The sequence below is a fragment of the Microbispora sitophila genome (assembly GCF_014892245.1).
In the GTDB taxonomy this organism is placed as follows: Bacteria; Actinomycetota; Actinomycetes; order Streptosporangiales; family Streptosporangiaceae; genus Microbispora; species Microbispora siamensis.
Window position 1 is genome coordinate 480,404 of sequence record NZ_JADBGC010000002.1, and the last position, 24,782, is coordinate 505,185.

Sequence of the window (24,782 nt, forward strand, 5' to 3'; positions counted from 1 at the left end):
CCTGCTCACCCCGCGAGCCGGGCGCCGCGCCGCCAGACGGCCCGGATGTTCAGGGTGTCGCCGATGGCCGTGGTGGGATCGCCGTCGACCAGGAGGAGGTCGGCGCGCAGCCCCGGGGCGACGCGCCCGCGGTCGTCCAGCCGGAACCGCCGGGCGGTGGCGGCGGTGGCCGCGTGGAGCGCCGCGGACGGGGTGAGACCGGCGCGGACGAGGTATCCCAGTTCGTGGTGCACGCTCGCGCCGTGGGCCAGCCCGCCGAGGAACGGCACGGGGATGGAGGTGTCGGTGCCGACGAGGACGTCGACGCCGGCCTCGTGCAGGGCCGCGACGGACGCCAGCACGTCGTCGAGCCTGCCCTGCGGGTAGCGGTCGAAGCTGCCGCGCAGGGTCTTGTTCCAGCGGTCGTCGAGACGCCTGCTCACCCGCGGGTCGTCGGCCAGCGCCTCGCCGGTCATCCCCATCAGTGAGGCGTTCAGGCACACGCACGCGACGACGAAGGCGCCGGAGTCGGCGATCATCCGGATGATCTCGGGGGTGTGCGGCCGGTCCATGAACAGGTGGGCGAGGCCGTCCACGCCCGCCTCGATCGCCATGCGGGTGGCGTCGACGGTGAGCGCGTGGGCGATGGCGAGCATCCCGTGCCGGTGGGCCTCTGCGACGCCGGCGTTCAGCGTCGCCTGGTCGAGCATGGGGAGGCCTGGATGCCCCTCGACCGTCCCGTCGTCGACCATGAACTTGATGTAGTCCGAGCCCGAAGCCACGAGGCGAGGAATCCACGCCACCGCCTCCTCGGGGGTGGTCACGTGAGGTTCCGGGGGAGGGCCGGCCTGCCACCGGTCATCCGGCGCGCCGTCCCCGGCGGACGCCTGCCCGCCGCGCCCGATGAAGGGACGGATGTCGAAGCCCTCGGGGACCAGTTCGCTGGGATGCCCGCCCGGCGCCGTGAGGCCGAAGCCGGCGGAGCGGACGTCGGCGAGCGTGTCGTCGTCCTCGATGTGGGCGCGGCTGTGCCGGGTGTGCCCGCCCTGCATCTCGAGTTCCGTCGTCACGCCGAACGTCAGGGCGAGCGCGAGGGAGTCCTCGCTGGTGTGGACGTGGGCGTCGATCAGGCCGGGGAGGAGGGTCGCCCCGGCGGCGTCGACGACCTCGGCGTCGGAGGGCATGTCCCCTCCCACGGCGAGGATCCGCCCGTCGCCGACGAGCACACCGGCGGGGCCGATCGGCCTCTCGCCGTCGAACACGCGGGCGTTGACGATGGCTGTCTTCATGGTCCGTCCAGTCTGCCGAGCTGATGCATAGGGCCCTATGTAAACAGATACATAGGTGCCTATGCAACGGGCGCTTGAGGTGTCGGTAGCCTTTTGCCGGGCGGTGGACGGGTGCCCCGCGCGGGACATGCCGGCACGCGCCCATGCCGGACGGCCGGTCGAGCGGGAAAGAGGCGCCGATGGAGGGCGAGGGGGAGCAGTGGGTCCCGGAGCGCTATGCGGCGTTCTGGATCAACCACTCGTCGAGGAAGGTGACCCGCCTCCATGAGTTGCGGCTGCGCCCCCTCGGGCTGAGCATGGCCAACGCCGCGGTGCTTCTGACGCTGGCCGAAGACGGCCCACTGTCGCAGAAGGACCTGACCCGGTTGGCGCGGGTCGAACAGCCGACGATGGCCGAGATGCTGTCGCGGATGGAGCGCGACGGCCTGGTGTGCCGGCAGCGCAATCCCCGTGACCGGCGGGGCAGCCTCTTCTCCGTCACCGACCTGGCGCGGGACCGGCTCGACGTGGTGCGCGAGGCGCTGCTGCAGGGGGAGCGGGACGCGCTGTCCGGTCTCACCGCCGAGGAGGCGGAGCAACTGATCCGGCTGCTCCGGCGCGTGACCGACAACGTGGACCGAGCCGCCGCCCCGCTCCAGCCGCCCCCTTCTGTACGCCAGAGGACACGGTAGTTCGTCTCGCGAATTGGATACTCTGGACCGGTGAGTAAGAATCTCGACGGCCAGATCGGGACGGTGGCCGCGCTGGTGCGGTCCACGTTCCTGGTGAACGCCGTGTACGCGAATTCCGCCCGCGAGTACGGCCTCACCCAGCAGCAGGGCCAGTTGCTGTGCGTCCTGATGGCGCAGCCCTACGGCATGAGCGAGCTGGGCGCGGTGCTCGGCCTGGCGAAGTCGAGCCTGACCGGCCTGGTGGACCGCAGCGAGCGCAACGGACTGGTGCAGCGCGCCCCCGACCCCCAGGACTCCCGGGCGGTGCGGGTGTCGCTCACCAGGCAGGGCGCCAAGCTGGCCGACGAGTTCTACACCGAGACCTGCCGCCGGGTCGAGGAACTGGCCTCGGGGCTGGAGCCGGCGGAGCGCGACACGCTCGCCGCTCTGCTCGGCCGTGTCGTGACGGACAACAAGGTCCCCACCGTCTTCCTGGAACCGGAATCCACGCGCTGAACCCGAGAAGAGTTGCAGTTCGTGCCACGAACTAATATGGTTCGTGGCACGAACTGCAACTCTTTCTTGCGTTGGAGTGTGAATCATGAGTCGTACGGTCGTGGTCGTCGGCGGGGGTTACGGTGGTTCCGCGGTCGCCAAGGCGCTGGACGCCGAGGCCGACGTCGTCCTCATCGACCCCCGGGACGCGTTCGTCAACACGGCCGGCTCCCTGCGGGCGCTGACTCGGCCCGACTGGGCGGGCGCCATGTTCTTCCCCTACGACCAGTGGCTCAGGCGTGGCAGCGTGGTGCGCGAGCGCGCGGTCTCGGCGGACCCCGGCGGTGTCACCCTGGCCTCGGGCCGGCGGATCGAGGCCGACTACCTGGTGCTGGCCACCGGCTCCAGCTACACCTACCCGGCCAAGCCGGCGTCCGACTCCATGGACGAGGTCATGGACGACCTGCGCCGGACCCACAAGGAGCTGGCCGGCGCCGAGCGGGTGCTGATCCTCGGCGCGGGGCCGGTCGGTCTGGAACTCGCCGGCGAGATCAAGGAGGTCTGGCCGCACAAGCACGTAACCGTCCTGGACCCGGCCGAGCGACTGCTGGCCGCCTTCCCCGAGGAGATGCGCAGGGAACTGCACCGCCAGCTCGACGAGCTGGGCATCCACCTGCGGCTGGGCGCCGGCTTGACCACGACTCCGCCGACCGAACCCGCCCAGGCGGAGCCCTTCACCGTCACGACGACCGGCGGGGAGGAGATCACCGCCGACATCTGGTTCCGTGCGCACGGCGTTCACGTCAACAGCGACTACCTCGCCGACGGCCGGCTGACCGCGCGTACCCCGCGGGGGCAGGTTCCCGTCACCGCAACCCTCAACGTCCACGGATACGAGCACGTCTACGCCGTCGGCGACATCACCGACGTCCCCGAGGCCAAGATGGCCGGGTACGCGATGCAGCACGCCGAGGTGGTGGCCCGGAACATCCTCGCCCAGCTGCGCGGCGAGCGGCCGGAGGCCACCTACCAGCCGCTGCCCTACCCCATGATCCTGCTCCCGCTCGGCCCGCGTGGCGGTGTCGGCCAGTTGCCCTCCCCGGAAGGACCGGTCGTCGTCCCGGCCGAGACCGTCTCGGCGTACAAGGGGGCCGACCTGTTCACCGGCCGCTTCACCGAGCAGTTCGGCGCCGCCTGACATGAACGCCACGCCTGTCCGCACACAGAAAGACAGAACAATGCCCGCACATGACGTCGTCTTCGGTTTCGGCGCGCACTCCGGAATCGACGACATACCCGAGCTGCTGCGCATGGCTCAGCAGGCCGACCGGGACGGGCTCGACATCTTCACGTTGTCGGACCATCCCTACCTCGGCGGACGTGTGGACGCCTACGCCGCGCTCGGCTTCATCCTCGGGCGCACGGAGCACATCGCCGGTTTCGCCAACGTCACCAACCTGCCGACCCGGCCCGCTCCCATGCTGGCCAGGATGGTGACGTCGTTGTCGGCCCTGTCGGGCGGCAGGGTCGTGCTCGGCATGGGCGCGGGCGGGTTGTGGGATCGCATCGCCGACATGGGGGTGCCGCTCCTTTCGCCCGGCGACGCCGTGGACGCCTTCGAGGAGGCGATCGTCCTGGTCAAACTGCTGTCGGGCGGCGGCCCTCCGGTCACCTACCAGGGCAAGCACTACCAGGTGAACCGGATCGAGCCGGCCCCCGTGCCCGCGCCGCCCGTGTGGACCGGATCGGTCGGCCGCAAATCCCTGGCCGCCACCGGCCGGGTGGCCGACGGCTGGATCCCCGGCCACGCGGCCGACTGGCTCAGCGAGCGCTACCGCACGTCGCGGCCGGTCATCGACGAGGCGGCGGCGGCCGTCGGCCGCGATCCGCGCGAGATCCGCACCGTCTTCAACTTCCCCGGGCGCATCACCGACCGGCCGCTGCCCGCCACCCGCGACTCCGAGGGCCGCTGGATCGGCGGCTCCGCCGGCCAGTGGGTCGAGGAACTGACCGGAGCCGTGCTGGAGCACGGCGCGTCGGGCTTCACGCTCTTCTCCGCCGACCACGGGGCCCCCGACCCCACTCTCCTGGCCCGCTGGGCCCAGGAGGTCGTGCCCGCCGTCCGCGAGGCGATCGCGAAACGGTGAGCCCGGTCCGGGCGCGCGTCAGACCTGGGATTCGACGATCGCGTTGTGCGCGGCCACCCTGGCCCGCCGTACGGCGCGGTCGAGGTCACGCAGGGCCTGCACCCGGGCGGCGACCTGCCCGGAGGTGAGCCCCCGCTCGTCGGCGAGGCGGAGCGCCACCGACAGCCGGGCGGCGAGGGCGCCGACCCGGTGCGCCCTGCCGGGATAGCCGGGGGCGAGGGCCTCGCCCGCGCGGTCGAGCGCGTCGGGCGCCGGGAAGCCCTGGGCCGGGCCGCCCACGCCCAGCAGCGCCTCGGTGGCGGCCATCATGGCGGTCCGCAGCGCCTGCTCCGCCTCGGCCAGCGACGGCACGTCGGGCGGTAGGGCCGACGCCTCGGCCACGGTCCAGCGGATCCCGGAGTACGACGAGCCGCGCCGGTCGGCGGACGGCACGAGACCGAGGCACCGGCCGGGCAGCACGGCGACGACGGCCTGGCCCGCGTCGATCGCGGCGCCGTTGAAGGCGGGCGGGCCGGTGAGCCCGAGCGGGTCGCCGGGCGCCGGCAGGGCCAGCCGGAACGCGTCGAGCCCCTCGATCCGCCGGTCGACGAGGTAGGCGAGCAGGGGGGTCTCGACGTCATCCGCCGCCACCACCTGTGGCCCGGCCTCGCGCTCGACGCGGTCGAGGGCGTGCTCCAGGCTCACATGTCCCCCGAGCCAGGCATTGCCCCAGGCGACGAGAGTGGCGGAGATCGGTGAATCGATGCGCACCCGATCCACGATATGTGGTCGGACTGCCATAGTTTTATCTCAGCGAACCACGGGAGGGGGACCACATGGGCGGTCAGGTGCTTCAGCTTCAGGACGTGGCCGTCCGCAGGGACGGCGCCGCCCTGCTGCGCGGCATCGACTGGAGCGTCCGGGAAGACGAGCGCTGGGTGGTGATCGGACCGAACGGCGCGGGCAAGACGACGCTGCTCCAGGTGGCCGCATCGCTGCTGTTCCCGTCCGAGGGCTCGGTGGAGATCCTCGGCGAGCGGCTCGGCCAGACGGACGTGTTCGACCTGCGGCCCCGGATCGGCCTGGCCAGCGCGGCCCTGTCGGAGCGCATCCCGCCGGACGAGAAGGTCATCGACCTCGTGCTCACCGCGTCGTACGCGATCCTGGGCCGCTGGACGGAGGAGTACGACTCCCACGACGTCACCCGGGCGGTCGAGCTCATCGACCAGCTCGGCTGCGCGCACCTGATCCGGCGGCGCTTCGGGACGCTGTCGGAGGGCGAGCGCAAGCGAGTGCAGATCGCCCGGGCGCTCATGCCGGATCCCGAGCTGCTGCTGCTCGACGAGCCCGCCGCCGGGCTCGACGTCGCGGGCCGCGAGGATCTCGTACGCCGCCTCGGCGCGCTGGCCCGCGACCCCAAGTCGCCCACGATGGTGCTGGTCACCCACCATGTCGAGGAGATCCCGGCCGGGTTCACCCACGTGCTGTTGCTGCGGCACGGCTCGGTCGTCGACCAGGGACCGATCGACTCGGTGATGACGCCGGAGAACCTGTCCGCGACCTTCGGAGTGCCGCTGCATCTCGACCGCGGCCAGGAGGGCCGCTGGTACGCCCGTCCCCTCTGACCTCCACGCGGAGCCCGGAGCCTACCCTTGGCGGATAGCCGTACGAGGGAGAGGTGCGAGTGACGCCGTGGGAGGCGGCCGCGGTCTTCGCGGCCGGTGTCGGGGCCGGGGCCATCAACGCCGTCGTGGGATCGGGGTCGCTCATCACGTTCCCGACGATGCTGGCCGTCGGCTTCCCGCCGATCGTCGCGAACGTGTCCAACAACGTCGGGCTCGTCCCCGGCGGCGTGACCGGGGTGCTCGGCTACCGCGCCGAGCTCAAGGGCCAGCGTGAGCGGCTGCTCCGGCTCGGCGTCGCGTCCGTTATCGGCTCGCTCGCCGGCGGGGTGCTGCTCCTGCGCCTTCCCGCCGAGGCGTTCAAGGTCATCGTCCCGGTGCTCATCGCGGTCGCCTGCCTCCTCGTCGTGTTCCAGCCGAGGATCAACGAGTGGCTGGCCGTACGGCGCAGGCCGCACCCCCACGGCGGGCCGTGGCTGTGGCTCGGCGTTCTGGGCGCCGGCATGTACGGCGGCTACTTCGGCGCCGCCCAGGGCATCGTGCTGATCGGCCTGCTCGGCAGCTTCCTCGACGAGGACCTGCAACGGGTGAACGCGGCGAAGAACCTGCTGTCGCTGCTGGTCAACGCCACGGCGGCGGTGCTGTTCGCGTTCATCGCGCCGGTGGACTGGGCCGCCGTGCTGATGGTCGCGCTCGGCTCGGCCGTCGGCGGCTTCCTCGGCGCCCGCGTGGGCCGCCGCCTGCCCGCACCCTTGCTGCGGGGATTCATTGTTGTCGTCGGGATCGTGGCGATAGTGAAGCTGGTGTCCTGAAAGGGTATGTCTGCCCTTGTGAAGGGCGACCGGGTGGAGATCGTCATCGATGCGGGGGGAACCCCGCGCACCTACGAGGTGGTCGCGACCAGGGCGGGCCGCCGGATCGAGATCACGACGGGCCGGGGAGTGGTCGAGGTCACCGAGGTCACGCGGGCGGGCACTCCCGTCCGCACCGCGAGGTTCATGTCCAACCGCGTCCTCGCGCTGGTCGAACATCCCGCCGACGATCGCGGCCCGGACACCGGCTGACCGGGTCCGGGCGCGGAACGCGTCCCCACGGTGGAGTCACTGTGGAGTCACTGGGGGTCACTCCGCGGGACGGACCTGGACGACGCCGTCCTGCCGCAGCCGGGTCTGGAAGGCCGGCTGGCGCGACGTCGCGGGTCCGTGCATGACCCGGCCGTCGGAGATGCGGAAGGCGCTGCCGTGCCATGGGCAGACGATGCACGCCTGGCCCTCCTCCATGGCGACCCGCCCCTGGTGGAGAGGGCCGGCGAGGTGGGAGCAGTTGTCCGCGAGCACGCTCACGTCGTCGCCGAGGCGCAGGACGAACAGGTCGATGTAGCCGAGCCGCCGCCGGACCGGCCGCCCGTTGGGCAGGTCCTTGAGCGCGCACAGGTCGTGCCAGCCGAGCGGCATGAGATGGCCGACCGACTCCGCGTGGTTGGCCCCGGCCGCCTGGCGGTAGGACATGTGGCTGCCGAGGTGCGCACCCGCGGAGGCCGCCACGAGTCCCGCGTACGCCAGCATGCGCCCGGCGCGTTCGCGTCCCGTCACCCGTAAGAAAAGAGAGCCCGTGTAGCAGAGCGCCGCGGTGGCGTTGGTCATGGCGTGCACCAAGCCCACGCGCTGCTGTTCGCGGTGCAGGGTGGACCAGTCGGTGAGGCCGGCCGCCACCGTGGGAACGGCGCTGCCCAGTCCCACCAGGATCAGCGTCCGCGCCGCGCGTGAGCCCGTCTTGGTCATGTCCACCACGCTCGCCGACAGCCAGCAGCCGAAGGTCGTCACGGCGAGCGCCGGGTGCAACGGGTGCCCCATGGGCACGCCGTGCAGGACGTCTCGCAGCTTGCCCGGGCCGAGTCTGCGGCGCACCTTCTTGGATATGACGGTGATCGGCCGGTCGAGCACGGTGGCCCGCTCGAGCCCGTCGAGGAGCTCTGCCGAAGGGACCCTCCGTGCCGTACGGCCCGCACGCGGCCTGGTCGTCTCTTCCATCTTTCGCCCCCTAACACGGGATCACGTACCCCCGCGTCACAGGTGTGAACATGGACAGGCATGAGACGGTATATGCGAGTTTCGGACCGGCAGGCTCCCGGTCAGGGCGCCAGATGACCCCGGGCGACCGAGCCGGCGACCAGCTCCGCGGCGTACTCGCCGAGCGTGGGCGACCCCTCCTCGATAAGCCGCACCTTCTCCATGACCTGGCGGGCCGTCACCTTGTAGAGCGACCAGGTGCCGCCCTCGTTGTGGTGGTTGGCGATGATCGGCGCGAGCCGGTCGAGCGCCCTGGCGAACCTCGCCTCCGGGGTGCGCCGCTCCTCGAACTCGTCCCACAGGGCACGCAGTCGCGCCCCCTGGTCCTCGGGCAGCAGCCCGAAGATCCGGTCGGCCGCCGCGCGTTCGAGGGCGGCCTGCCCCTCGACCGCGACGGGGTCGTAGACGAAGGTGTCGCCGGCGTCGATCTCCACGATGTCGTGGACGAGCAGCATCGCGACCACCCTGGACACGTCGGTTCCCGGGGGCGCGTGCTCGGCCAGCGTCATCGCCATCATGGACAGATGCCAGGAGTGCTCGGCGTCGTTCTCCCGGCGCGAGCCGTCGATCAGCGAGTTCCGGCGGATGACGCGCTTCAGCTTGTCGATCTCCATGTGGAAGGCGAGCTGAGACTGCAGCCGTTCGTGGATGAGCGCGGTCGTCACCTGCGCAAGCCTAACCGGTCACGATCAGTTCGTCCCCGATCCGGCGCCGCGCGCCGTCAGGTCCGCGAAGCACGCGCCCCTCTGCCGTACGACGACGCGTCCCCTCGTCGTATGCGGTCACGGTGACCTTGTTGAGAGGGCGTCAGACGGTGAAGAGGCGGCCGACCTCCTCCAGTTCGCGTACGAGGTCGAAGCGGGGGTCGCGGTAGTGGCGGGCGCCGAAGCCGGTGCGGCTCACGGTCCATCTCAGTTCGCGCGCCCACCTGTCCTGGTCGGCGCACAGCGCCAGGTCTGCCATCGTCATCCGGCTTTTGAGCAGTGATAACCAGACGGCACCGGGGGGATTCACCAAGAGACTCCTTCCGGATGGGTGCCAAGTGGAGATCTCGTCGTTCTGAATTCGTCGTACGGAGGGCGCGTTCCACTGCCGGAACGGCCCATTCGGTGTTCACTGCTTGTGCAGTGCGAGCGCCGGCGACGCCGGCCGAATGTCGAAATCCCGCTGGCCCGGATGCCTCCCGTTGTCACGCGCATCCAAGGCGGCCGGCGCCCCTCGCCGGGCGCGTGCCCCGGATGGGGAAGCGGGCCTCGGAGTATTTCGCCGGCGACGCCGGCGCCCCCACACTCCGGAAGACCCTTCCCGCATCGATCGTGACTCAGGACGCATTGCCCTGCAATACTTGACGAAAAGAAATCCGCAAGAATCTTGTGCGGATACGCTGCAAATCACGGTGCAAGTTGCACGAGCGGGCGCGGTAATCTTCGGACAGGGCGCCCCTCACCCGTGCGCCCGATCCGCCAGGGCGCGCCCACCATCCGTGCGTCCACCGCAACCACCGGATTCACCGGATGAAGGAGGTCGGCCGGGGTGCCCGAGCACGGCAGTCCCACCGTCCGCCGCCGGCGGCTGGGGCAGGAACTGCGCCGGTTACGCGAGCGCGCCGATCTGACGGGCGACCAGGTCGCCGCCCGGCTCGGCTGGTCGGCAGCGAAGATCAGCAGAATCGAGACGGCGCGCACCTCGCCTCGCACGAGCGATGTTGAGGCGCTTCTGGTGATCTACATGGTAGATTCCCGCCAACGCCAAGAGCTGCTCGCCCTGCACCGGGACGCGACCCGGAAGGGCTGGTGGGAGGATTACCGCGACTCCCTGCCCAAGGAATACACGACGTTCCTTGGCCTGGAGGCCGAAGCCACAGCGGCACGCGACTGGGAACCCCAGGTGGTGCCGGGCCTGTTCCAGACCGAGGCGTACGTCCGAGCCATGATGGAGAGCGGACAACGGAGCACCCTTGAGGCGCCGGGCGGCGTCCGCAGCCGGATCGAGGTCCGGATGGCGCGCCAGCAGGCGGTTCTCAGGGCGGAGAGCCCGCTGGCCATCTCCGCCGTCCTGGAGGAGTCGGTCCTGCTGCGCCGGTTCGGCGACCACGAGGTGATGCGGGAACAGGTCAGGCGGTTGATCGAGGTGTCAGAGCTGCCGAACGTCGAGTTGCGGATCCTTCCGCTCGACGCGGACCACCCGATCAACACCGGGGCGTTCTGCCACCTCAAGGTGCCCGAGTTCCACGACGTCGTGTACCTGGAGGCACTCCTGGGCGGACGTCTGGTCGAGGACGAGGCGATCGTCTACCGGTACGAGGTGGCATTCGACTACCTGGAGACGAAGGCCCTCGACGTGGACGACTCCCGCCGGTTCTTGGAGAAAACTGTCCGTCACTGGCGTTAGCCAGCTCTAGACCGCCCCGGGAACCCACGCGTAATGCTTTTCCGGGGGGAGAGAAACGTTGTCCATGAACTCGATTGACCTGTCCGGAGCCGTCTGGTGGAAGAGCAGCCGGAGCGCCAACAACTGCGCCTGTGTGGAAGTGGCCGTACTTCCTGACGGCCACGTGGGTGTGCGTGACAGCAAGAACCAGGACGGTCCCGCTCTCATCTTCACGCCCGCGGAATGGGACGCGTTCATCGGCGGCGTGAAGGACGGCGAGTTCGACCTTTAACAAGCCCGGCGAAATCGCGACCCCGGGAATCGGCGCCGGCAGGGCGCTCGTGACGACGGTCGCGGACGCGCGTACGGCCCGCGCCCGGAAAGGGGCGCGAGCCGTACGCGAGGGGAAGGGGGTCAGGCGACGCCGAGCCCTTGCGCGACGCGCTGGCCGAGGTCCTTGTGGATGTTGGTCCAATACTCGACCACGCGCTTCTTCATGTCGGCGGTGACCTCGGGAGCCGAGGCGTGGCCGACGATGTTGCTCACCATGTGGTCGCGGTCGACGTCCGAGAGCACGTTCTCCCACAGCGCGCGCGGCTGGACGTAGTCGTCGTCATCGCGGTGCCTGACGTGAGCGCTCCGGATGATCTCACCGGCGACCTGGTAGTTCTCGCCCTCGTAGAGCGACGGGTCGGCCGCGGGGCCGTTGACGCTGTTCGGCGCGTAGACCGGGTCGCCCGGGTTGCGGTAGCGCATCTGGCCGTCGCGGTTGTAGCTGTGCACCGGCACCTTCGGCGCGTTGACCGGAAGCTGCAGGTAGTTCGGACCGATGCGGTAGCGGTGGGCGTCCGGGTAGGAGAACAGCCGACCCTGGAGCATCTTGTCCGGTGAGGGTCCGATGCCCGGCACCAGATTCGCCGGCTCGAAGCCCGCCTGCTCGACCTCGGCGAAGTAGTTCTCCGGGTTGCGGTTGAGCACGAACCGGCCGATCGTGATCTCCGGGTAGTCGGAGTGCGGCCAGACCTTGGTGAGGTCGAACGGGTTGAACCGGTAGTCCGCCGCGTCCTCGAACGGCATGATCTGGACGTTGACCTGCCACGCCGGGTGGTCGCCGTTCCTGATGGCGGTGTGCAGGTCGCGGATGTGGAAGTCCGGGTCCTCCGCCACCAGCGCCTTGGCCTCGGCGTCGGTGAGGTTCTCGATGCCCTGCTCGGTCTTGAAGTGGTACTTGACCCAGAACTTCTCGCCGGCGGCGTTGTACCAGAGGAAGGTGTGCGACCCGAAGCCGTGCATGTGCCGCCACGTGCGCGGCGTGCCGCGGTCGGTCATGAGGAACGCCACCTGGTGGGCGGACTCGGGCGACAGCGTCCAGAAGTCCCACTGCATGTTGTTGTCACGCGTGTGGGTGTCGGCGCGGCGCTTCTGCGAGTGGATGAAGTCGGAGAACTTCGAGGGGTCGCGGATGAAGAAGATCGGCGTGTTGTTGCCGACGATGTCGTAGTTGCCGTCCTCCGTGTAGAACTTGATCGCGAAGCCGCGGGGGTCGCGTACGGTGTCGGCGCTGCCCAGCTCACCGGCGACGGTCGAGAACCGCAGGAAGAGCTCGGTCTCCTTGCCCTTCTGGAACAGCTTGGCCTTGGTGTACCGGCTGACGTCCTCGGTGATGTGCAGCACGCCGTACGCGCCGCCGCCCTTGGCGTGCACCACGCGCTCGGGGACCCGCTCCCGGTTGAAGTGGGCCATCTTCTGGATCAGGTAGTGGTCCTGCAGCAGCAGCGGGCCGTTGGGGCCGACGGACAGCGAGAACTCGTCGCTGGGAGCGGGAATCCCGGCGTCAGTAGTGGTGATGGGCCTGTCGGTCATGGGGCTGTCCTCCGGGGTCACTTCATGGAATGCGTGCGGAAAGCAACGGAAAGCAGGGACACGAGGCTCAGGCGGAGTCGGACCGGGCGCTGCCGGTCTCGGCCCGGCACGGGGGGCACAGGCCCCAGTAGATGACGTCCGCCTCGTCCACCAGGTAGCCGGCGTCCGAGGCCGGCTCCAGGCAGGGCGCGTGCCCCACCGCGCAGTCGACGTCCGTGACTCTTCCGCAGCGGCGGCAGACGAGGTGGTGGTGGTTGTCGCCGACCCGCGTCTCGTATCGCGTCGGGCTGCCCGCGGGCTCGATGCGGCGGAGCAGTCCGCCGCGCTGCAACGCGTTCAGCGAGTCGTAGACGGCTTGCAGGGACACCTGGCCGACGCGTTCGCACACACCGCGATGGATGGCTTCCACGTCGAGGTGGTCGCCTCCGCTCACGGTCTGCATGATCGCCAGCCGGGCCGCGGTCACCCGCAGTCCGGCCTCGCGAAGGCGCCCGGCGTCGTCCACAGCCCTCACGTTAGCAGTAAACTTGAATGACTCAAGTAAAGGAACTCTCCAAGTTTTTTGCCCCAGGATCTCCCACGGGCTCCCCGGATGTCGGCGGAAGATGGCATGCTCGGGTGCCGTGAGACGTCAGCCCCTCGCCCTGTCCCTGTTCGCCCTCCTCGCGGCTCCCCTCCTCGTCGCGGGATGCAGCCCGGCGGAGAGCGAGCCCGTCCCCGGCGCGTCGCAACCGGAGGTCAGGACCGCGACGCCGTCTCCCAAGCCGCAGCGGCGGCCCTTCACGATCTCCTTCGCCGGGGACGTGCACTTCGAGGGCGTCCTGCGCAACCGGCTCAACGCCGACCCGCGTACGGCGCTCGGCCCGATCGCCGCCGTGCTGCGCAAATCCAACCTCACCGCGCTCAACCTCGAGACGGCCATCACCACCGCCGGTACGCCCGCGCCGGGCAAGCAGTTCACCTTCCGCGCCCCGGCCACGGCGTTCGCCGCCCTCAAGGCCGCCGGGGTGGACGTCGTCACGATGGCCAACAACCACGGCATGGACTACATGGAGAGCGGCCTGCGGGACACGCTCGCCGCGATCAGGTCCTCGAAGTTCCCCGTCATCGGCATCGGCGCGAACGAGACCGAGGCATACCGGCCCTACCGCAGGACCGTCAACGGCAACCGGGTGTCGATCATCGGCGCGACCCAGGTGCTCGACGAGCAGTTCATCCAGGCGTGGACCGCCTCCGGCGACAAGGGCGGGCTCGCCTCGGCCAAGAACGAGCCCCGCCTCCTGCGTGCCGTACGGCAGGCCCGCAAGAACTCCGACACCGTCATCGTGTTCCTGCACTGGGGCACCGAGCTGGTCAAGTGCCCGACGCCGGTGCAGCGGAGCCTGGCGGACAAGCTCGTGGCCGCCGGGGCCGACGTGATCGTCGGCAGCCACGCGCACATCCTGCTGGGCGGCGGTTACTCCGGTCAGGCGTACGTGCAGTACGGCCTGGGCAACTTCGCCTTCTACAACTGGGGCCCGGACACCGGGACGACCGGCGTGCTCACCCTGACGATCAACGGCAGGAAGGTGCTCAAGGACCAGTGGACCCCCGCCCGGATCAACGGCGGCGTGCCGATTCCCGTGACGGGCGGCGCCAAGCAGCAGGCGCTCGGCGCCTATCGCGCGCTGCGCGGCTGCACCGGCCTGTCGGCCGCACCGGCCGACTCCTGACGGCGGCGCTACGGGATTCTTGCCGCAATTCAGACGACTGGTCGATAAGCGCTGACCACGGCGCGTGAAACAGGCAAGATGGGTGGGTGTCCAGCCGGTACGTGAGGGAAGCAGGCGGTCCCGCCTTCGTCGTCGAGCACTGTTCACCCGCCGACAGTTGGGGCCGTGGGGGTGGTGAGGGGATGTCGCCGCGCTCGTCGCATCCCGGTGAGCCGCTGCGGCGGCGTCCTTCGCAGCGTCGCAGCGCCCGCAGAGTGGAGCGGATGCTCGACGCCTGCGCCGAGTTGCTCGACGAGGGCGGGTATGACGCGCTGACGACCACCCGGGTGGCCGAGCGGGCCGGGGTGGCGATCGGTTCGGTCTACCAGTTCTTCCCGGACAAGCGGGCGCTCAGCCAGGCCCTGACCCGGCGCAACGTCGAATTGTTCGTCGCGCGGGTCGGGCGTCGCTTCATGGTCGAGGACTACGCGGGCTGGTGGGACGCCGTCGACGCCATCATCGACGAGTACGTCGAGATGCACCGCACCGTGCCCGGGTTCCGCTCGCTGCACTTCGGCGAGGTCTTCGATCTCGACCTTCTCGACTCCGTGTCCGACAACAACACGGTGATCGCCGGACGGCTCCGCGCGCTGCTTTTCGCCGAATTCGGCCTTGCCGACAGCGAGGATTTGGACCGTGCCATTCTCGTCGCCGTCGAGGCCGGGGACGCGGTGCTGAAGCTCGCCTTCCGGCACGACCCCAACGGCGACCCCGGAATCGTGGCCGAAGCCAAACAGCTCGTCTGCGGATACCTGTCCCGCCAGCTCGCCTCCGCCGTCTCGGGAGGCGAGTGACGACGGTTCGCCCCGGCGCCTCACTCGCGGGGGCGGCCGGGGTCCCCCGGCGCCTGCGGGCCGGGTACGGCGCGGGGGACGCCGATCGAGGGCCACAGTCCCGGCGCGGTGCCCTGGACGTAGGCGGTGTTCTGCCACGATCTGGTGCGGGTGCGCGGCGGTATCGTCAGCTCCCGGGTGTCGTCCTCGTCCGTCAGGCTCGGCTGCCTCTTCCCGGCCGTGCCGGCGCGGCATCCCAGACTCGCCGCCGGCTCGACCCTCAGCTCCATCATCTGCAGCTTGGCCTGCAGCCGGGCCAGTTCGGCGCGGGCCTGGTCGAGCGCCTCGTACTGGGCCGTGACGAAGCCGGCGAAACCCGGGACCACCGCGGCGAGCACCGTTGTGGAGGCGAGAGTCAGTATCACCCGCTTGGACATGCTGTAACGCTCCTCGCCGAGCTTCGATTGGCACAGGCATGGTGCGATATGCCCGACTATCTGCAGAGAAAAGCGCATAGTAGCCAAACGTGTACTAATTGTTGCTTCGGCAATGCCTGGTGTTGTCCTGCGAAAACACGCCGGGATCGGTAGCCTCGGCTCTGTGGCACATGTGACAAATGAGCAGGTGGACCGACTGCTCGAACAGGCCCTGCTGCTCGATGACCACGGTGCCCTCGCCCGCCGCCTCGACGCGCTGGCCCAGGGGTACGAGTCGGGAGAGATGTCCAGGGCGGCGATCCTCGTGCTCGCCGCGGAGGAGTGGCGGCAGGCCGGTCAGCCCGCGACCGCACTCGACCGTTACCAGAGCGCTCTGGAGGACGGCGGGGAGGTGCCGGTGGACCCGCGGGCGGGCATCGCCGACACGCTGTTCGAACTCGACCGGCCCGAGGAGGCCAGGGCCGTGATCGCCGCGGTCAGGGCAGGGGACTGGAACCCCGCCACCGCGCTGACCGTCGCCGAGACACTCGTGGCGTACGGCGACCTCGACGCGGCGCACGAGTGGGCCACCGACGGCATCCGGGCCTGCGGCGCGACGGGGTCGGGCATCCGCGACTCGCTGCTGCGCACCCGCTACCGCATCCGGGTCGATCTCGGCCTGCCCGAGGACGACCTCGACGCCCTCCTCGACGTCTCCCGCTGAGTCCTCCCGGCACCCCGGCTACGGCTGAGGGCCTCCTTCACCGCGCCCCGGGCCGTTCCGCGTGGCTGGTGGTTGTGAGGGCACGTGAAAAGGGGCCGTGCGTCACGGCCCCTTGGTCACGTTGTCTTCGGTTTCGCTGTCGTCGGTTTCGCTGTCTTCGGCGTAGCCGCCGGCCGCGAGGCGCCGTCCTCGCGAGTCCGTGGCGTACGGCGGATGGAGGGTTACGGCAGGAGTTTCTTGCCGGTCGCGGTGGCGAAATCGGTCACCGCGCGCGTGCCCGTCGCCTTGGTGAGAGCGGCCGGGGCGGTGATGTCGCCGTTCTGCTGGCGCGTGGCCGCCTTGGGGTACTCGCGCGGCCGCAGGCGCGGCACGTGCCGGCCGTCCGCCGCGTCGGGCTGCACGCCCGCCGCCGTCTCCTGCCCGCGCGCGTCGTCGTGCCGCTGCCGCTTGTCCTTCTTGCGCTCACCCTCCGGCAGGGAGGCGTTCCGCGTGCCGGTCATGGGCCGGCCGGCCTGACCCGCCTGCGGGGCCGCCTGGGCGGCACTCTGGTTGCCGGCCTGGGCCGGGGCTATGACCCCGGGCTGCTTGTGCGGGTGGTGCGCCTTGCGGTGGCGGCGCTCCTTCACCGGGAAGGTCCGGGTGCTCTGCTCCTGGCTCGAGGCGCTGCTCTGCGAACTGGTGCTGTGGGACTCGCCCTGGGGCGCGATGACCCCCTGCATGCCCTGGTTCCGCGCCTCCGGCTTCTGCGCGTTCTGTGCCCCGGGCCTCTGCGCCCCCGCGTTCTGCGCCCCCGCGTTCTGTGCTCCGGGCTTCTGTGCTCCGGGCTTCTGTGCTCCGGGCTTCTGCGACATCGGGCCCTGGGCCGAGCCGCCCCGGGACGCCGGGCTCGCCGACTCGTCCTCCGGCTTGGGATGCCGGTGGCTCTTCTTCGGATGCCCCTGCGCGACGGGGTGCTCCCGCTCGTGGGCGGCCGGCGCGGTCCGCAGCGCCTGCGGCGCGCAGGTGTCCGCGGCGCCGGGCCTGGCGGGGGCGACGGCGAGGAGGGGCACGGTGCTCCTGGCCGGGAACAGGGTCTTGGCATCAGCCGCGGAAACGGCGGGTGCGCGGCGCGGTTCGGCGACGGCAGTGGCGCCGGCCACGGCGTTGTTCACCGGGGCGGAGGCCGCCTTCGCGGGCGCCGAGAGGGTCGTGGCGTCGGCGGGCAGCGTCTTCGCGGGCAGTGCCGCCGCGCCGCCGGGCACCGCGCCAGGTGCCGTGCGCGGCATCGAACCCGGCAGCGTACGGGGGCCCGGCACGGCCGGCAGCGCCGCGGGCCCCGGGACGGTGCGGGCGACCGTGGCCGAGCCGGTGGGAAGCGAGTTGTGCCCCTGCCCGGCGGCCGCCCCTGCCGCGTCGGCGATGCTCAGCACGCTCGCCGCCGGAGCGAGGGTGGTCAGCCCACCCGTCAGGTCGCGGCCGGTGACCTCGTGGCCGGTGACGTCGCGGCCGGTGACGCCGTGGCTTTGGGCCCGGCAGGCGTCGGCCAGCGCGCCGCCCTTCGCCATCGCCGGGCCTCCGGTCAGCCAGCTCACTCCGGCAGTGACCGCCGCAAGCGCGACGCACCGCCCTCGAATACTTCGTGATGTCCTGGACATCCACGTCCCCCTGATCGCGTACGGTAGTCCGACGAACGCCGAACGTAGCAGCGAGGGGAAAGGGCGGGGCGCGCTTGCCTCAATGGTGGGGAAGACCTTACCGAGAGGGCCGGATCGTCAGCGTGTCACCTGCCTCGTCAAAGTCGACGATTACCTCGTCGCCGTCCCGGATGGCGCCCGACAGCAGCTCCTTGGCGAGCTTGTCGCCGATGGCCGACTGGATCAGGCGGCGCAGCGGGCGCGCGCCGTACAACGGGTCGTAGCCGGTCAGCGCGAGCCAGTCGCGGGCGGCGGGCGTGACGGTCAGCTTCAGCCGCCGGTCCGACAGGCGCCGCGCGAGCCGGGCGACCTGCAGGTCCACGATCTGCGACAGCTCCTCGGTGCCGAGCGCGTCGAACACGATGATGTCGTCGAGCCGGTTGAGGAACTCGGGCTTGAACGACGCCCGCACCGCGTTCATCACCGCCTCGCGCTTGGTCTCACTCTCCATCGTGGGGTCCACGAGGAACTGCGAGCCGATGTTCGAGGTGAGGATCAGGATCGTGTTGCGGAAGTCGACCGTGCGGCCCTGCCCGTCGGTCAGCCGGCCGTCGTCGAGCACCTGCAGCAGGATGTCGAAGACCTCGGGATGGGCCTTCTCGATCTCGTCGAGCAGCACCACGGTGTACGGCCTGCGCCGCACGGCCTCGGTGAGCTGGCCGCCCTCCTCGTAGCCCACGTATCCGGGCGGCGCGCCGACCAGACGGGCCACGCTGTGCTTCTCGCTGTACTCGCTCATGTCGATGCGGGTCATGGCCCGCTCGTCGTCGAACAGGAACTCGGCGAGTGCCTTGGCCAGCTCGGTCTTGCCGACGCCGGTCGGGCCGAGGAAGAGGAACGAGCCGGTGGGCCGGTCGGGGTCGGAGATGCCGGCCCGGGCCCGCCGTACGGCGTCGGAGACCGCCTGGACGGCCTGCTGCTGGCCGATCAGGCGCTTGCCCAGCTCGTCCTCCATGCGCAGCAGCTTGGCGGTCTCACCCTCCAGCAGCCGCCCGGCGGGGATGCCGGTCCACGAGGAGATGACCTCGGCGATGTCGTCGGGCCCGACCTCCTCCTTCACCATCGGCTCCTCGACCTCCGCCGTCTCGGCGGCCTTGGAAGCCTCGGCGAGCTCCTTCTCCAGCCGGGGGACGTCGCCGTACATGAGCCGGGACGCGGCCTCGAAGTCGCCGTCGCGCTGGGCCCGCTCGGCGGCGCTACGCGCCTCGTCGAGTTGCTTCTTCAGCTCACCGACCTTGTTGAGGCCGGCCTTCTCCCGCTCCCACCGGCTGACCAGGGCGTTGAGGTCCTCCTGACGGTTGGCCAGCTCCTCGCGGAGCTTCTCCAGGCGCTGCCGGCTGGCCTCGTCGGTCTCCTTGGCGAGCGCGAGCTCCTCCATCTTCAGGCGGTCCACGCTCCGCTGGAGCTGGTCGATCTCCACCGGCCGCGAGTCGATCTCCATGCGCAGCCGCGACATCGACTCGTCGACCAGGTCGATCGCCTTGTCGGGAAGGTAGCGCGCGGTGATGTAGCGGTCGGAGAGCGTCGCGGCGGCGACCAGGGCGCTGTCGGAGATCTGCACCTGGTGGTGGGCCTCGTAACGGCCCTTCAGCCCGCGCAGGATCGCGATCGTGTCCTCGACGGTCGGCTCGCCGACGTAGACCTGCTGGAACCGCCGCTCCAGGGCCGGGTCCTTCTCGATGCGCTCGCGATACTCGTCGAGCGTGGTGGCGCCGATCATGCGCAGCTCGCCGCGGGCCAGCATGGGCTTGAGCATGTTGCCCGCGTCCATCGCGCCCTCGGCGGCGCCCGCGCCGACCATCGTGTGCAGCTCGTCGATGAACGTCACGATCTGGCCGTTGCTCTCCTTGATCTCGTTGAGCACGGCCTTGAGACGTTCCTCGAACTCACCGCGGTATTTCGCGCCCGCGACCATCGCGCCGAGGTCGAGCGCGACCAGGCGCTTGTTGCGCAGGCTTTCGGGCACGTCGCCCGCGACGATCCGCTGGGCGAGGCCCTCGACCACGGCGGTCTTGCCGACGCCGGGCTCGCCGATCAGCACGGGGTTGTTCTTGGTGCGGCGCGACAGCACCTGGACGACCCGGCGGATCTCGCTGTCGCGGCCGATCACCGGGTCGAGCTTGCCCGAGCGCGCCCGCTCGGTGAGGTCGACGCCGTACTTCTCCAGCGCCTGGTAGGTGTCCTCGGGCGTCTCGCTCGTGACCCTGGCGTGCCCGCGGACCTTCTCGAACGCCTCGAGCAGCGCGTTGGGAGTGGCGCCCGCGGCCTTCAGCAGGTCGGCGACCTGCCCGCCGTCGGTGGCGAGCCCGACCAGCAGGTGCTCGGTCGAGACGTACTCGTCCTCGAGCTGCTTGGCCCGCTGCGCGGCGGTGTTGAGCACGGTCAGCAGCTGGCGCGAGCTGGACGGCGCGCTCACGGTGGAGCCCTGCGCCTTCGGCAGCCGGTCGAGCAACTCCTCGGCCTGGGCGCGCAGTTGCCGGGGGTCCGCGCCGACGGCCTGCAGCAGCGACCCGGCGATGCCGCCGTTCTGCGCCAGCAGGGTCGTCAGCAGGTGCGCGGGCGCGACCTCGGGGTTGCCGTCGGCCGCGGCGCGCCGGACGGCCGCGGACAGGGCCTCCTGGCTCTTCTGGGTGAACTTGTAGTCCATATGTGAATGCCTCGTTTCGCCGATCAGGCAGGTGGCAGTTCGTAGCGGACCAGTGCCCGCAACATCGTGAGCTCACCCCTGAGCCGGGTGACCTCCTCGCGCAGGCGCATGTTCTCGGTTTCGAGTTCGAGGATGCGCTTGATGCCGGCGAGGTTGATGCCGTGCTCCTGGGAGAGCCGCTGGACCTCGCGCAGAAGCACGATGTCCCTTGTCGAGTACAGCCGCCCCCGCCCCGCCGTACGGCCGGGGCTGACGAGCCCGAGCCGGTCGTACTGGCGGAGCGTCTGCGGGTGCAGCCCGGACAGCTGGGCGGCTACGGAGATCACATAGACGGGGGTGTCGTCGGAGATGTCGAAAAACCTGGCATCCATCGGCTCACTCGCTTCTGGCCTGCTTGATCAGCTCTTCGCGAAGGTCCTGGCCCTCCGTGGCGTTCCTGAACTCCTCGAGAGCCGCGCGGGCCTTGTCGTCGAGGTTCTGGGGCACCGTGACCTGGACGGTGACCAGCAGGTCGCCCTTCGTGCCGTCCTTGCGGGAGGCCCCCCGGCCGCGCACCCGGAACGTCCGTCCGTTGGGCGTTCCCTCCGGGATGCGCAGGGTCACCGGCATCCCCCGGAGCGTCGGCACCTTGATCTCGGCGCCGAGCGCGGCCTCGGGGAAGGTGACGGGGACCGTGACGGTCAGGTTCTCCCCGCTGCGCCCGAACACGGGGTGCGGCTTGACGTGGACCAGCACGTAGAGGTCGCCGGCCGGGCCGCCGTTCTCACCGGGCGCGCCCTTGCCCTTGATCCTGATGCGCTGGCCGTCGCCGACCCCGGCCGGGATGCGGGCCTGGATCGTACGGGTGCTCTTGCCGCGCCCGCTGCCGTCGCAGACGGGGCAGGGGTCGTCGACCACCAGGCCCCGGCCGCGGCAGTCGCGGCACGGCTCGGAAAAGGCGAAGTTGCCGAGGTTGCGGCTGGCCGCCCCGGTTCCCTCGCAGGTCGGGCAGACCCGTGGCGTCGTGCCCGCCTTCGCCCCCGTGCCGCCGCAGGCGGTGCAGGCGGCCGAACTGGTGAGCCGGAGGGACACGGTGGTGCCGTCGACCGCCTCGCCGAAGGCGAGCGTCACCTCCGACTCGACGTCCTGGCCGCGCCGTGGCCGGGCGGTCGTCGTGCGCGTGCCCGCTCCGCCCCGGTTGAACAACCCCCCGAACAGGTCCCCGATCCGCTCGCCCGACCCCGAGCCGCCGAACAGGTCGCCGAGGTCGAAGTTGAAGCCCCCGCCGGCCCGGGTCCCGCCCGCGCCCGCGTAGCCGCCGAGGCCCGACCCGAAGAGCGTGCGCGCCTCGTCGTACTCCTTGCGCCGCTTGACGTCGGAGAGCACGTCGTACGCCTCGGAGACCTCCTTGAACTTCTCCTCGGTCTCCTTGTTCCCCGGGTTGGCGTCGGGGTGGTACTTGCGGGCGAGCTTGCGATACGCCTTCTTGATCTCCTCGGCGCTCGCGGTCTTGGGCACACCAAGGACGGCGTAGTAGTCCTTTTCCAAGTAGTCCTTGGTGCTCATCTATCGCTTCCTTCGCACGAAAGGGGAGTAAATCGGTGTTCTCGCGGCTGTTCCCGCGGATGCCCCCGCGGCTGTCGTCGCGGGTGCACTCGCGGGTCTCTCCCGATCTTCGCCGATCGGGAGAGACCTCCGCGGTTTCAGTTCTCGTCCGGCCCGCCGGACGCGCCGGACTCGCCGGAGCCGGCCGCCGTCTCCTCCGCCGCCGCCTCCTCGCTCGGCTCGGCGACGGCCACCCGGGCGGCGCGCAGGATCCGGTCGTTGATCCGGTAGCCCGGCTGGAGGATCTCGATGCACGTCGGCTCGGTCACCTCCGCCGAGTAGCTGTGCAGCAGGGCCTCGTGCACGGTCGGGTCGAAGGTGTCGCCCTTCGCGCCGTACGCGGTCAGGCCCAGCTTGCCGACGGCCGCCTCCAGCGACTCGCTCACCTTCGCGAAGCCGCCGGTGAGCTCGCCGTGGTCGCGGGCGCGGCCGATGTCGTCGAGCACCGGCAGCAGTTCGGTGAGCACGCTCGCGACGGCCTGTTCCCTGACGGCGATCCGGTCGCGCTCGACCCGCTTGCGGTAGTTGCTGAACTCCGCCTGGAGCCGCTGCAGGTCGGCGGTGCGCTCGGCGAGCAGGTCCGTCGCGGACCCCTCGGCGGGCGCCGCCGTCTGCGTGCCCTCGTCCGCCGGGACGGCCTCGGGCGCGTCCCCGGCGGACTCTCGGGCCTTGCCGGTCTCCGGGTCGATTTTGCGGTTGTCGCGGATCACCGGCTCCTCCTCGGAACCGTTCTCACGCGGGCTCACTTGCGGCCGCCCTCCCGCTCGTCGTCGACGATCTCGGCCTCGACCACGTCCTCGTCGGCCTTCGCCTGCGCGCCCTCAGGGCCCGCCGCGCCCGCGCCGGCCGCGGCGCCCTCGGCACCGGCCTGCGACTGGGCGTAGATGGCCGAGCCCATCTTCTGGCTGACCGTGGCGAGCTTCTCGGCGGCGGTGCGGATGGCGGGGATGTCGGTGCCCTCCAGCGTCTTCTTCAGCTCGGCGAGCGAGTCGTTGACCTCGGTCTTCACGTCGGCCGGGACCTTCTCGTCGTTCTCGCGGAGGAACTTCTCCGTCTGGTAGGCCAGCGCGTCCGCGTTGTTGCGGACCTCGGCCTCCTCGCGGCGCCGCTTGTCCTCCTCGGCGTAGGACTCCGCCTCGCGCATCATGCGCTCGATGTCGTCCTTGCCCAGGGCCGAGCCGCCGGTGATGGTCATCGACTGCTCCTTGCCCGTGCCGAGGTCCTTCGCCGAGACGTTCACGATGCCGTTGGCGTCGATGTCGAAGGTGACCTCGATCTGCGGGATGCCGCGCGGGGCCGGGGCGATGCCGGTCAGCTCGAAGGTGGCCAGCTTCTTGTTGTACGCCGCGATCTCGCGCTCGCCCTGGTAGACCTGGATCTGCACCGACGGCTGGTTGTCCTCGGCCGTGGTGAAGACCTCCGAGCGCTTGGTCGGGATCGTCGTGTTGCGCTCGATGATCTTGGTGAAGATCCCGCCCTTGGTCTCGATGCCCAGGCTGAGCGGGGTGACGTCGAGCAGCAGGACGTCCTTGACCTCGCCCTTCAGGACACCGGCCTGGAGCGCGGCGCCGATGGCGACGACCTCGTCCGGGTTCACGCCCTTGTTGGGCTCCTTGCCGCCGGTCAGCTCCTTGACCAGGTCGGACACGGCCGGCATACGGGTGGAGCCGCCGACCATGACCACGTGGGCGATGTCGGAGATCTTGATCCCCGCGTCCTTGATGACCTGGTGGAAGGGGCCCTTGCAGCGCTCGAGCAGGTCGGCGGTGATCCGCTGGAACTCCGCCCGGGTCAGCTTCTCCTCCAGGTGCAGCGGGCCCTCGGAGGAGGCGGTGATGTAGGGCAGGTTGATCGTGGTCTCGGTCTGGGCCGACAGCTCGATCTTGGCCTTCTCGGCCGCCTCGCGCAGGCGCTGGAGGGCCATCTTGTCCTTGGACAGGTCCACGCCGTGCGCGTTCTTGAAACGGGTCACCAGCTCGTCGACGACCCGCTGGTCCCAGTCGTCGCCGCCGAGGTGGTTGTCACCGCTGGTGGCCTTGACCTCGACGAATCCGTGCCCGTCCTCCTGACCGACGTCGAGCAGGGACACGTCGAAGGTGCCGCCGCCGAGGTCGAAGACCAGGATGGTCTGGTCCTTCTCCTTGTCGAGGCCGTAGGCCAGAGCCGCGGAGGTGGGCTCGTTGATGATGCGCAGCACGTTGAGGCCCGCGATCTGGCCGGCCTCCTTGGTGGCCTGCCGCTGGGCGTCGTTGAAGTACGCCGGGACGGTGATCACCGCGTCGGTGATCTTCTCGCCCAGATACGCCTCCGCGTCCTGCTTGAGCTTCTGCAGGACGAACGCGCTGATCTGCTGGGGCGTGAACTTCTTGCCGTCGATCTCGATCGACCAGTTCGTGCCCATGTGGCGCTTGACCGAGCGGATGGTCCTGTCGACGTTGGTCACCGCCTGCCGCTTGGCGACCTCGCCGACGAGAACCTCGCCGTTCTTCGCGAACGCGACCACGGACGGCGTGGTCCGCGAGCCCTGAGCGTTCGCGATGACCGTGGGCTCGCCGCCCTCGAGGATCGAGACGACGGAGTTGGTCGTCCCCAGGTCGATACCTACCGCACGTGCCATGAGTACGTCCTTGTAGTCAAAGTTGAGTCGGTCAGACTCAAATACTAGCCCCGCCGAGGGGTCTGTCAAACGTCTTGAGTCTATGAGGCTCAACCCTGGAGCGCGCGGATTTCATCCCGTCATCGCGAACTTGT

Annotated in this window: 26 protein-coding genes; 12 read left to right on the plus strand and 14 right to left on the minus strand. The window is 70.4% G+C overall.

The window, feature by feature from the left end:
* Positions 1 to 5 precede the first annotated feature (5 nt).
* Entirely contained in the window at positions 6 to 1,268 is a 1,263-nt protein-coding gene (locus IL992_RS05465) for an amidohydrolase family protein (RefSeq protein ID WP_193202173.1), read from the minus strand.
* 179 nt (positions 1,269 to 1,447) lie between these two features.
* Between IL992_RS05465 and IL992_RS05470 the strand changes: the two genes are divergently transcribed.
* The 4 genes from IL992_RS05470 (at position 1,448) to IL992_RS05485 (ending at position 4,560) form a co-directional block, all read left to right on the plus strand.
* The gene (locus IL992_RS05470) at positions 1,448 to 1,939 is read left to right on the plus strand and encodes a MarR family winged helix-turn-helix transcriptional regulator (RefSeq protein WP_193202174.1); all 492 of its coding nucleotides are present in this window, start codon (positions 1,448 to 1,450) and stop codon (positions 1,937 to 1,939) included.
* Between the two features lie 30 nt (positions 1,940 to 1,969).
* Positions 1,970 to 2,434 (plus strand): MarR family winged helix-turn-helix transcriptional regulator, encoded by a 465-nt coding sequence (locus tag IL992_RS05475; RefSeq protein WP_193202175.1) that lies wholly within the window; start codon positions 1,970 to 1,972, stop codon positions 2,432 to 2,434.
* Positions 2,435 to 2,519: 85 nt separating this feature from the next.
* Entirely contained in the window at positions 2,520 to 3,611 is a 1,092-nt protein-coding gene (locus tag IL992_RS05480; RefSeq protein ID WP_193202176.1) for an NAD(P)/FAD-dependent oxidoreductase, read from the plus strand.
* 40 nt (positions 3,612 to 3,651) lie between these two features.
* On the plus strand, positions 3,652 to 4,560 hold the full coding sequence (locus IL992_RS05485; protein ID WP_193202177.1) for an LLM class flavin-dependent oxidoreductase: 909 nt from the start codon (positions 3,652 to 3,654) through the stop codon (positions 4,558 to 4,560).
* Positions 4,561 to 4,578: 18 nt separating this feature from the next.
* Here the strand turns inward: IL992_RS05485 and IL992_RS05490 are convergent, their stop codons facing one another.
* Positions 4,579 to 5,304, minus strand: coding sequence for a hypothetical protein (locus tag IL992_RS05490; RefSeq protein WP_404804731.1), 726 nt, complete (start codon positions 5,302 to 5,304; stop codon positions 4,579 to 4,581).
* 71 nt (positions 5,305 to 5,375) lie between these two features.
* Here IL992_RS05490 and IL992_RS05495 point away from each other — a divergent pair, with 71 nt between their 5' ends.
* The 3 genes from IL992_RS05495 to IL992_RS05505 are packed head-to-tail and all read left to right on the plus strand — an operon-like array spanning position 5,376 to position 7,225.
* Positions 5,376 to 6,164 carry an ABC transporter ATP-binding protein gene (locus IL992_RS05495; RefSeq protein WP_079316427.1) on the plus strand — a complete coding sequence of 263 codons (789 nt, stop codon included), beginning with the start codon at positions 5,376 to 5,378 and terminating at the stop codon, positions 6,162 to 6,164.
* A 59-nt stretch (positions 6,165 to 6,223) separates the two neighbouring features.
* Entirely contained in the window at positions 6,224 to 6,973 is a 750-nt protein-coding gene (locus tag IL992_RS05500) for a sulfite exporter TauE/SafE family protein (RefSeq protein ID WP_193202305.1), read from the plus strand.
* 6 nt (positions 6,974 to 6,979) lie between these two features.
* Complete coding sequence (locus IL992_RS05505) at positions 6,980 to 7,225, plus strand: hypothetical protein (RefSeq protein ID WP_205830246.1); 246 nt, start codon at positions 6,980 to 6,982, stop codon at positions 7,223 to 7,225.
* Between the two features lie 57 nt (positions 7,226 to 7,282).
* On the opposite strand, the gene IL992_RS05510 is transcribed toward IL992_RS05505, so the two are convergent.
* The 3 genes from IL992_RS05510 to IL992_RS05520 form a co-directional block, all read right to left on the minus strand.
* Positions 7,283 to 8,191 (minus strand): Rieske (2Fe-2S) protein, encoded by a 909-nt coding sequence (locus IL992_RS05510; RefSeq protein ID WP_193202179.1) that lies wholly within the window; start codon positions 8,189 to 8,191, stop codon positions 7,283 to 7,285.
* Between the two features lie 101 nt (positions 8,192 to 8,292).
* Entirely contained in the window at positions 8,293 to 8,844 is a 552-nt protein-coding gene (locus IL992_RS05515; protein WP_193202306.1) for an HD domain-containing protein, read from the minus strand.
* Between the two features lie 193 nt (positions 8,845 to 9,037).
* Complete coding sequence (locus IL992_RS05520; protein WP_193202180.1) at positions 9,038 to 9,199, minus strand: hypothetical protein; 162 nt, start codon at positions 9,197 to 9,199, stop codon at positions 9,038 to 9,040.
* Between the two features lie 564 nt (positions 9,200 to 9,763).
* Between IL992_RS05520 and IL992_RS05525 the strand changes: the two genes are divergently transcribed.
* On the plus strand, positions 9,764 to 10,621 hold the full coding sequence (locus tag IL992_RS05525) for a helix-turn-helix domain-containing protein (protein WP_193202181.1): 858 nt from the start codon (positions 9,764 to 9,766) through the stop codon (positions 10,619 to 10,621).
* Positions 10,622 to 10,685: 64 nt separating this feature from the next.
* Positions 10,686 to 10,892 (plus strand): DUF397 domain-containing protein, encoded by a 207-nt coding sequence (locus tag IL992_RS05530; protein ID WP_193202182.1) that lies wholly within the window; start codon positions 10,686 to 10,688, stop codon positions 10,890 to 10,892.
* Between the two features lie 122 nt (positions 10,893 to 11,014).
* Here IL992_RS05530 and IL992_RS05535 read toward each other — a convergent pair whose 3' ends face one another.
* Entirely contained in the window at positions 11,015 to 12,463 is a 1,449-nt protein-coding gene (locus IL992_RS05535) for a catalase (protein ID WP_193202183.1), read from the minus strand.
* A 67-nt stretch (positions 12,464 to 12,530) separates the two neighbouring features.
* Complete coding sequence (locus IL992_RS05540) at positions 12,531 to 12,968, minus strand: Fur family transcriptional regulator (RefSeq protein WP_193202307.1); 438 nt, start codon at positions 12,966 to 12,968, stop codon at positions 12,531 to 12,533.
* 118 nt (positions 12,969 to 13,086) lie between these two features.
* Here IL992_RS05540 and IL992_RS05545 point away from each other — a divergent pair, with 118 nt between their 5' ends.
* Positions 13,087 to 14,175: a CapA family protein gene (locus tag IL992_RS05545; protein ID WP_319018365.1), complete on the plus strand. Its 1,089-nt coding sequence runs from the start codon at positions 13,087 to 13,089 to the stop codon at positions 14,173 to 14,175.
* 182 nt (positions 14,176 to 14,357) lie between these two features.
* Positions 14,358 to 15,008, plus strand: coding sequence for a TetR family transcriptional regulator (locus IL992_RS05550; protein ID WP_193202308.1), 651 nt, complete (start codon positions 14,358 to 14,360; stop codon positions 15,006 to 15,008).
* Positions 15,009 to 15,028: 20 nt separating this feature from the next.
* Here the strand turns inward: IL992_RS05550 and IL992_RS05555 are convergent, their stop codons facing one another.
* Positions 15,029 to 15,424 (minus strand): hypothetical protein, encoded by a 396-nt coding sequence (locus IL992_RS05555; protein WP_193202185.1) that lies wholly within the window; start codon positions 15,422 to 15,424, stop codon positions 15,029 to 15,031.
* Between the two features lie 163 nt (positions 15,425 to 15,587).
* Here IL992_RS05555 and IL992_RS05560 point away from each other — a divergent pair, with 163 nt between their 5' ends.
* Positions 15,588 to 16,127 carry a tetratricopeptide repeat protein gene (locus IL992_RS05560; protein WP_319018366.1) on the plus strand — a complete coding sequence of 180 codons (540 nt, stop codon included), beginning with the start codon at positions 15,588 to 15,590 and terminating at the stop codon, positions 16,125 to 16,127.
* 221 nt (positions 16,128 to 16,348) lie between these two features.
* Here IL992_RS05560 and IL992_RS05565 read toward each other — a convergent pair whose 3' ends face one another.
* From IL992_RS05565 to dnaK, 6 genes are all read right to left on the minus strand, one after another.
* On the minus strand, positions 16,349 to 17,698 hold the full coding sequence (locus IL992_RS05565) for a hypothetical protein (protein WP_193202186.1): 1,350 nt from the start codon (positions 17,696 to 17,698) through the stop codon (positions 16,349 to 16,351).
* 160 nt (positions 17,699 to 17,858) lie between these two features.
* Complete coding sequence (gene clpB, locus IL992_RS05570) at positions 17,859 to 20,447, minus strand: ATP-dependent chaperone ClpB (RefSeq protein ID WP_193202187.1); 2,589 nt, start codon at positions 20,445 to 20,447, stop codon at positions 17,859 to 17,861.
* 23 nt (positions 20,448 to 20,470) lie between these two features.
* On the minus strand, positions 20,471 to 20,818 hold the full coding sequence (locus IL992_RS05575; RefSeq protein ID WP_142563365.1) for a heat shock protein transcriptional repressor HspR: 348 nt from the start codon (positions 20,816 to 20,818) through the stop codon (positions 20,471 to 20,473).
* Between the two features lie 4 nt (positions 20,819 to 20,822).
* On the minus strand, positions 20,823 to 21,992 hold the full coding sequence (gene dnaJ, locus IL992_RS05580) for a molecular chaperone DnaJ (RefSeq protein WP_193202188.1): 1,170 nt from the start codon (positions 21,990 to 21,992) through the stop codon (positions 20,823 to 20,825).
* Positions 21,993 to 22,129: 137 nt separating this feature from the next.
* A complete protein-coding gene (gene grpE / locus IL992_RS05585; RefSeq protein WP_193202189.1) occupies positions 22,130 to 22,777 on the minus strand; it encodes a nucleotide exchange factor GrpE in 648 nt (215 codons plus the stop codon).
* Positions 22,774 to 24,648, minus strand: coding sequence for a molecular chaperone DnaK (dnaK, locus tag IL992_RS05590; RefSeq protein WP_193202190.1), 1,875 nt, complete (start codon positions 24,646 to 24,648; stop codon positions 22,774 to 22,776). Before dnaK ends, grpE begins: the two co-directional genes overlap by 4 nt.
* Between the last annotated feature and the right edge of the window lie 134 nt (positions 24,649 to 24,782).

Excerpts from the sequence above, each read along its gene's own strand:
- IL992_RS05470 (WP_193202174.1), top strand. The coding sequence starts at position 1,448 with ATGGAGGGCGAGGGGGAGCAGTGGGTCCCGGAGCGCTATGCGGCGTTC.
- IL992_RS05550 (WP_193202308.1), top strand. The coding sequence starts at position 14,358 with ATGTCGCCGCGCTCGTCGCATCCCGGTGAGCCGCTGCGGCGGCGTCCT.
- IL992_RS05465 (WP_193202173.1), bottom strand. The coding sequence starts at position 1,268 with ATGAAGACAGCCATCGTCAACGCCCGCGTGTTCGACGGCGAGAGGCCG.
- IL992_RS05520 (WP_193202180.1), bottom strand. The coding sequence starts at position 9,199 with ATGACGATGGCAGACCTGGCGCTGTGCGCCGACCAGGACAGGTGGGCG.
- IL992_RS05535 (WP_193202183.1), bottom strand. The coding sequence starts at position 12,463 with ATGACCGACAGGCCCATCACCACTACTGACGCCGGGATTCCCGCTCCC.
- IL992_RS05510 (WP_193202179.1), bottom strand. The coding sequence starts at position 8,191 with ATGGAAGAGACGACCAGGCCGCGTGCGGGCCGTACGGCACGGAGGGTC.
- clpB (WP_193202187.1), bottom strand. The coding sequence starts at position 20,447 with ATGGACTACAAGTTCACCCAGAAGAGCCAGGAGGCCCTGTCCGCGGCC.
- IL992_RS05515 (WP_193202306.1), bottom strand. The coding sequence starts at position 8,844 with ATGGAGATCGACAAGCTGAAGCGCGTCATCCGCCGGAACTCGCTGATC.
- IL992_RS05480 (WP_193202176.1), top strand. The coding sequence starts at position 2,520 with ATGAGTCGTACGGTCGTGGTCGTCGGCGGGGGTTACGGTGGTTCCGCG.
- IL992_RS05495 (WP_079316427.1), top strand. The coding sequence starts at position 5,376 with ATGGGCGGTCAGGTGCTTCAGCTTCAGGACGTGGCCGTCCGCAGGGAC.
- IL992_RS05505 (WP_205830246.1), top strand. The coding sequence starts at position 6,980 with ATGTCTGCCCTTGTGAAGGGCGACCGGGTGGAGATCGTCATCGATGCG.
- IL992_RS05530 (WP_193202182.1), top strand. The coding sequence starts at position 10,686 with ATGAACTCGATTGACCTGTCCGGAGCCGTCTGGTGGAAGAGCAGCCGG.
- IL992_RS05485 (WP_193202177.1), top strand. The coding sequence starts at position 3,652 with ATGCCCGCACATGACGTCGTCTTCGGTTTCGGCGCGCACTCCGGAATC.
- IL992_RS05575 (WP_142563365.1), bottom strand. The coding sequence starts at position 20,818 with ATGGATGCCAGGTTTTTCGACATCTCCGACGACACCCCCGTCTATGTG.
- dnaK (WP_193202190.1), bottom strand. The coding sequence starts at position 24,648 with ATGGCACGTGCGGTAGGTATCGACCTGGGGACGACCAACTCCGTCGTC.
- dnaJ (WP_193202188.1), bottom strand. The coding sequence starts at position 21,992 with ATGAGCACCAAGGACTACTTGGAAAAGGACTACTACGCCGTCCTTGGT.
- IL992_RS05555 (WP_193202185.1), bottom strand. The coding sequence starts at position 15,424 with ATGTCCAAGCGGGTGATACTGACTCTCGCCTCCACAACGGTGCTCGCC.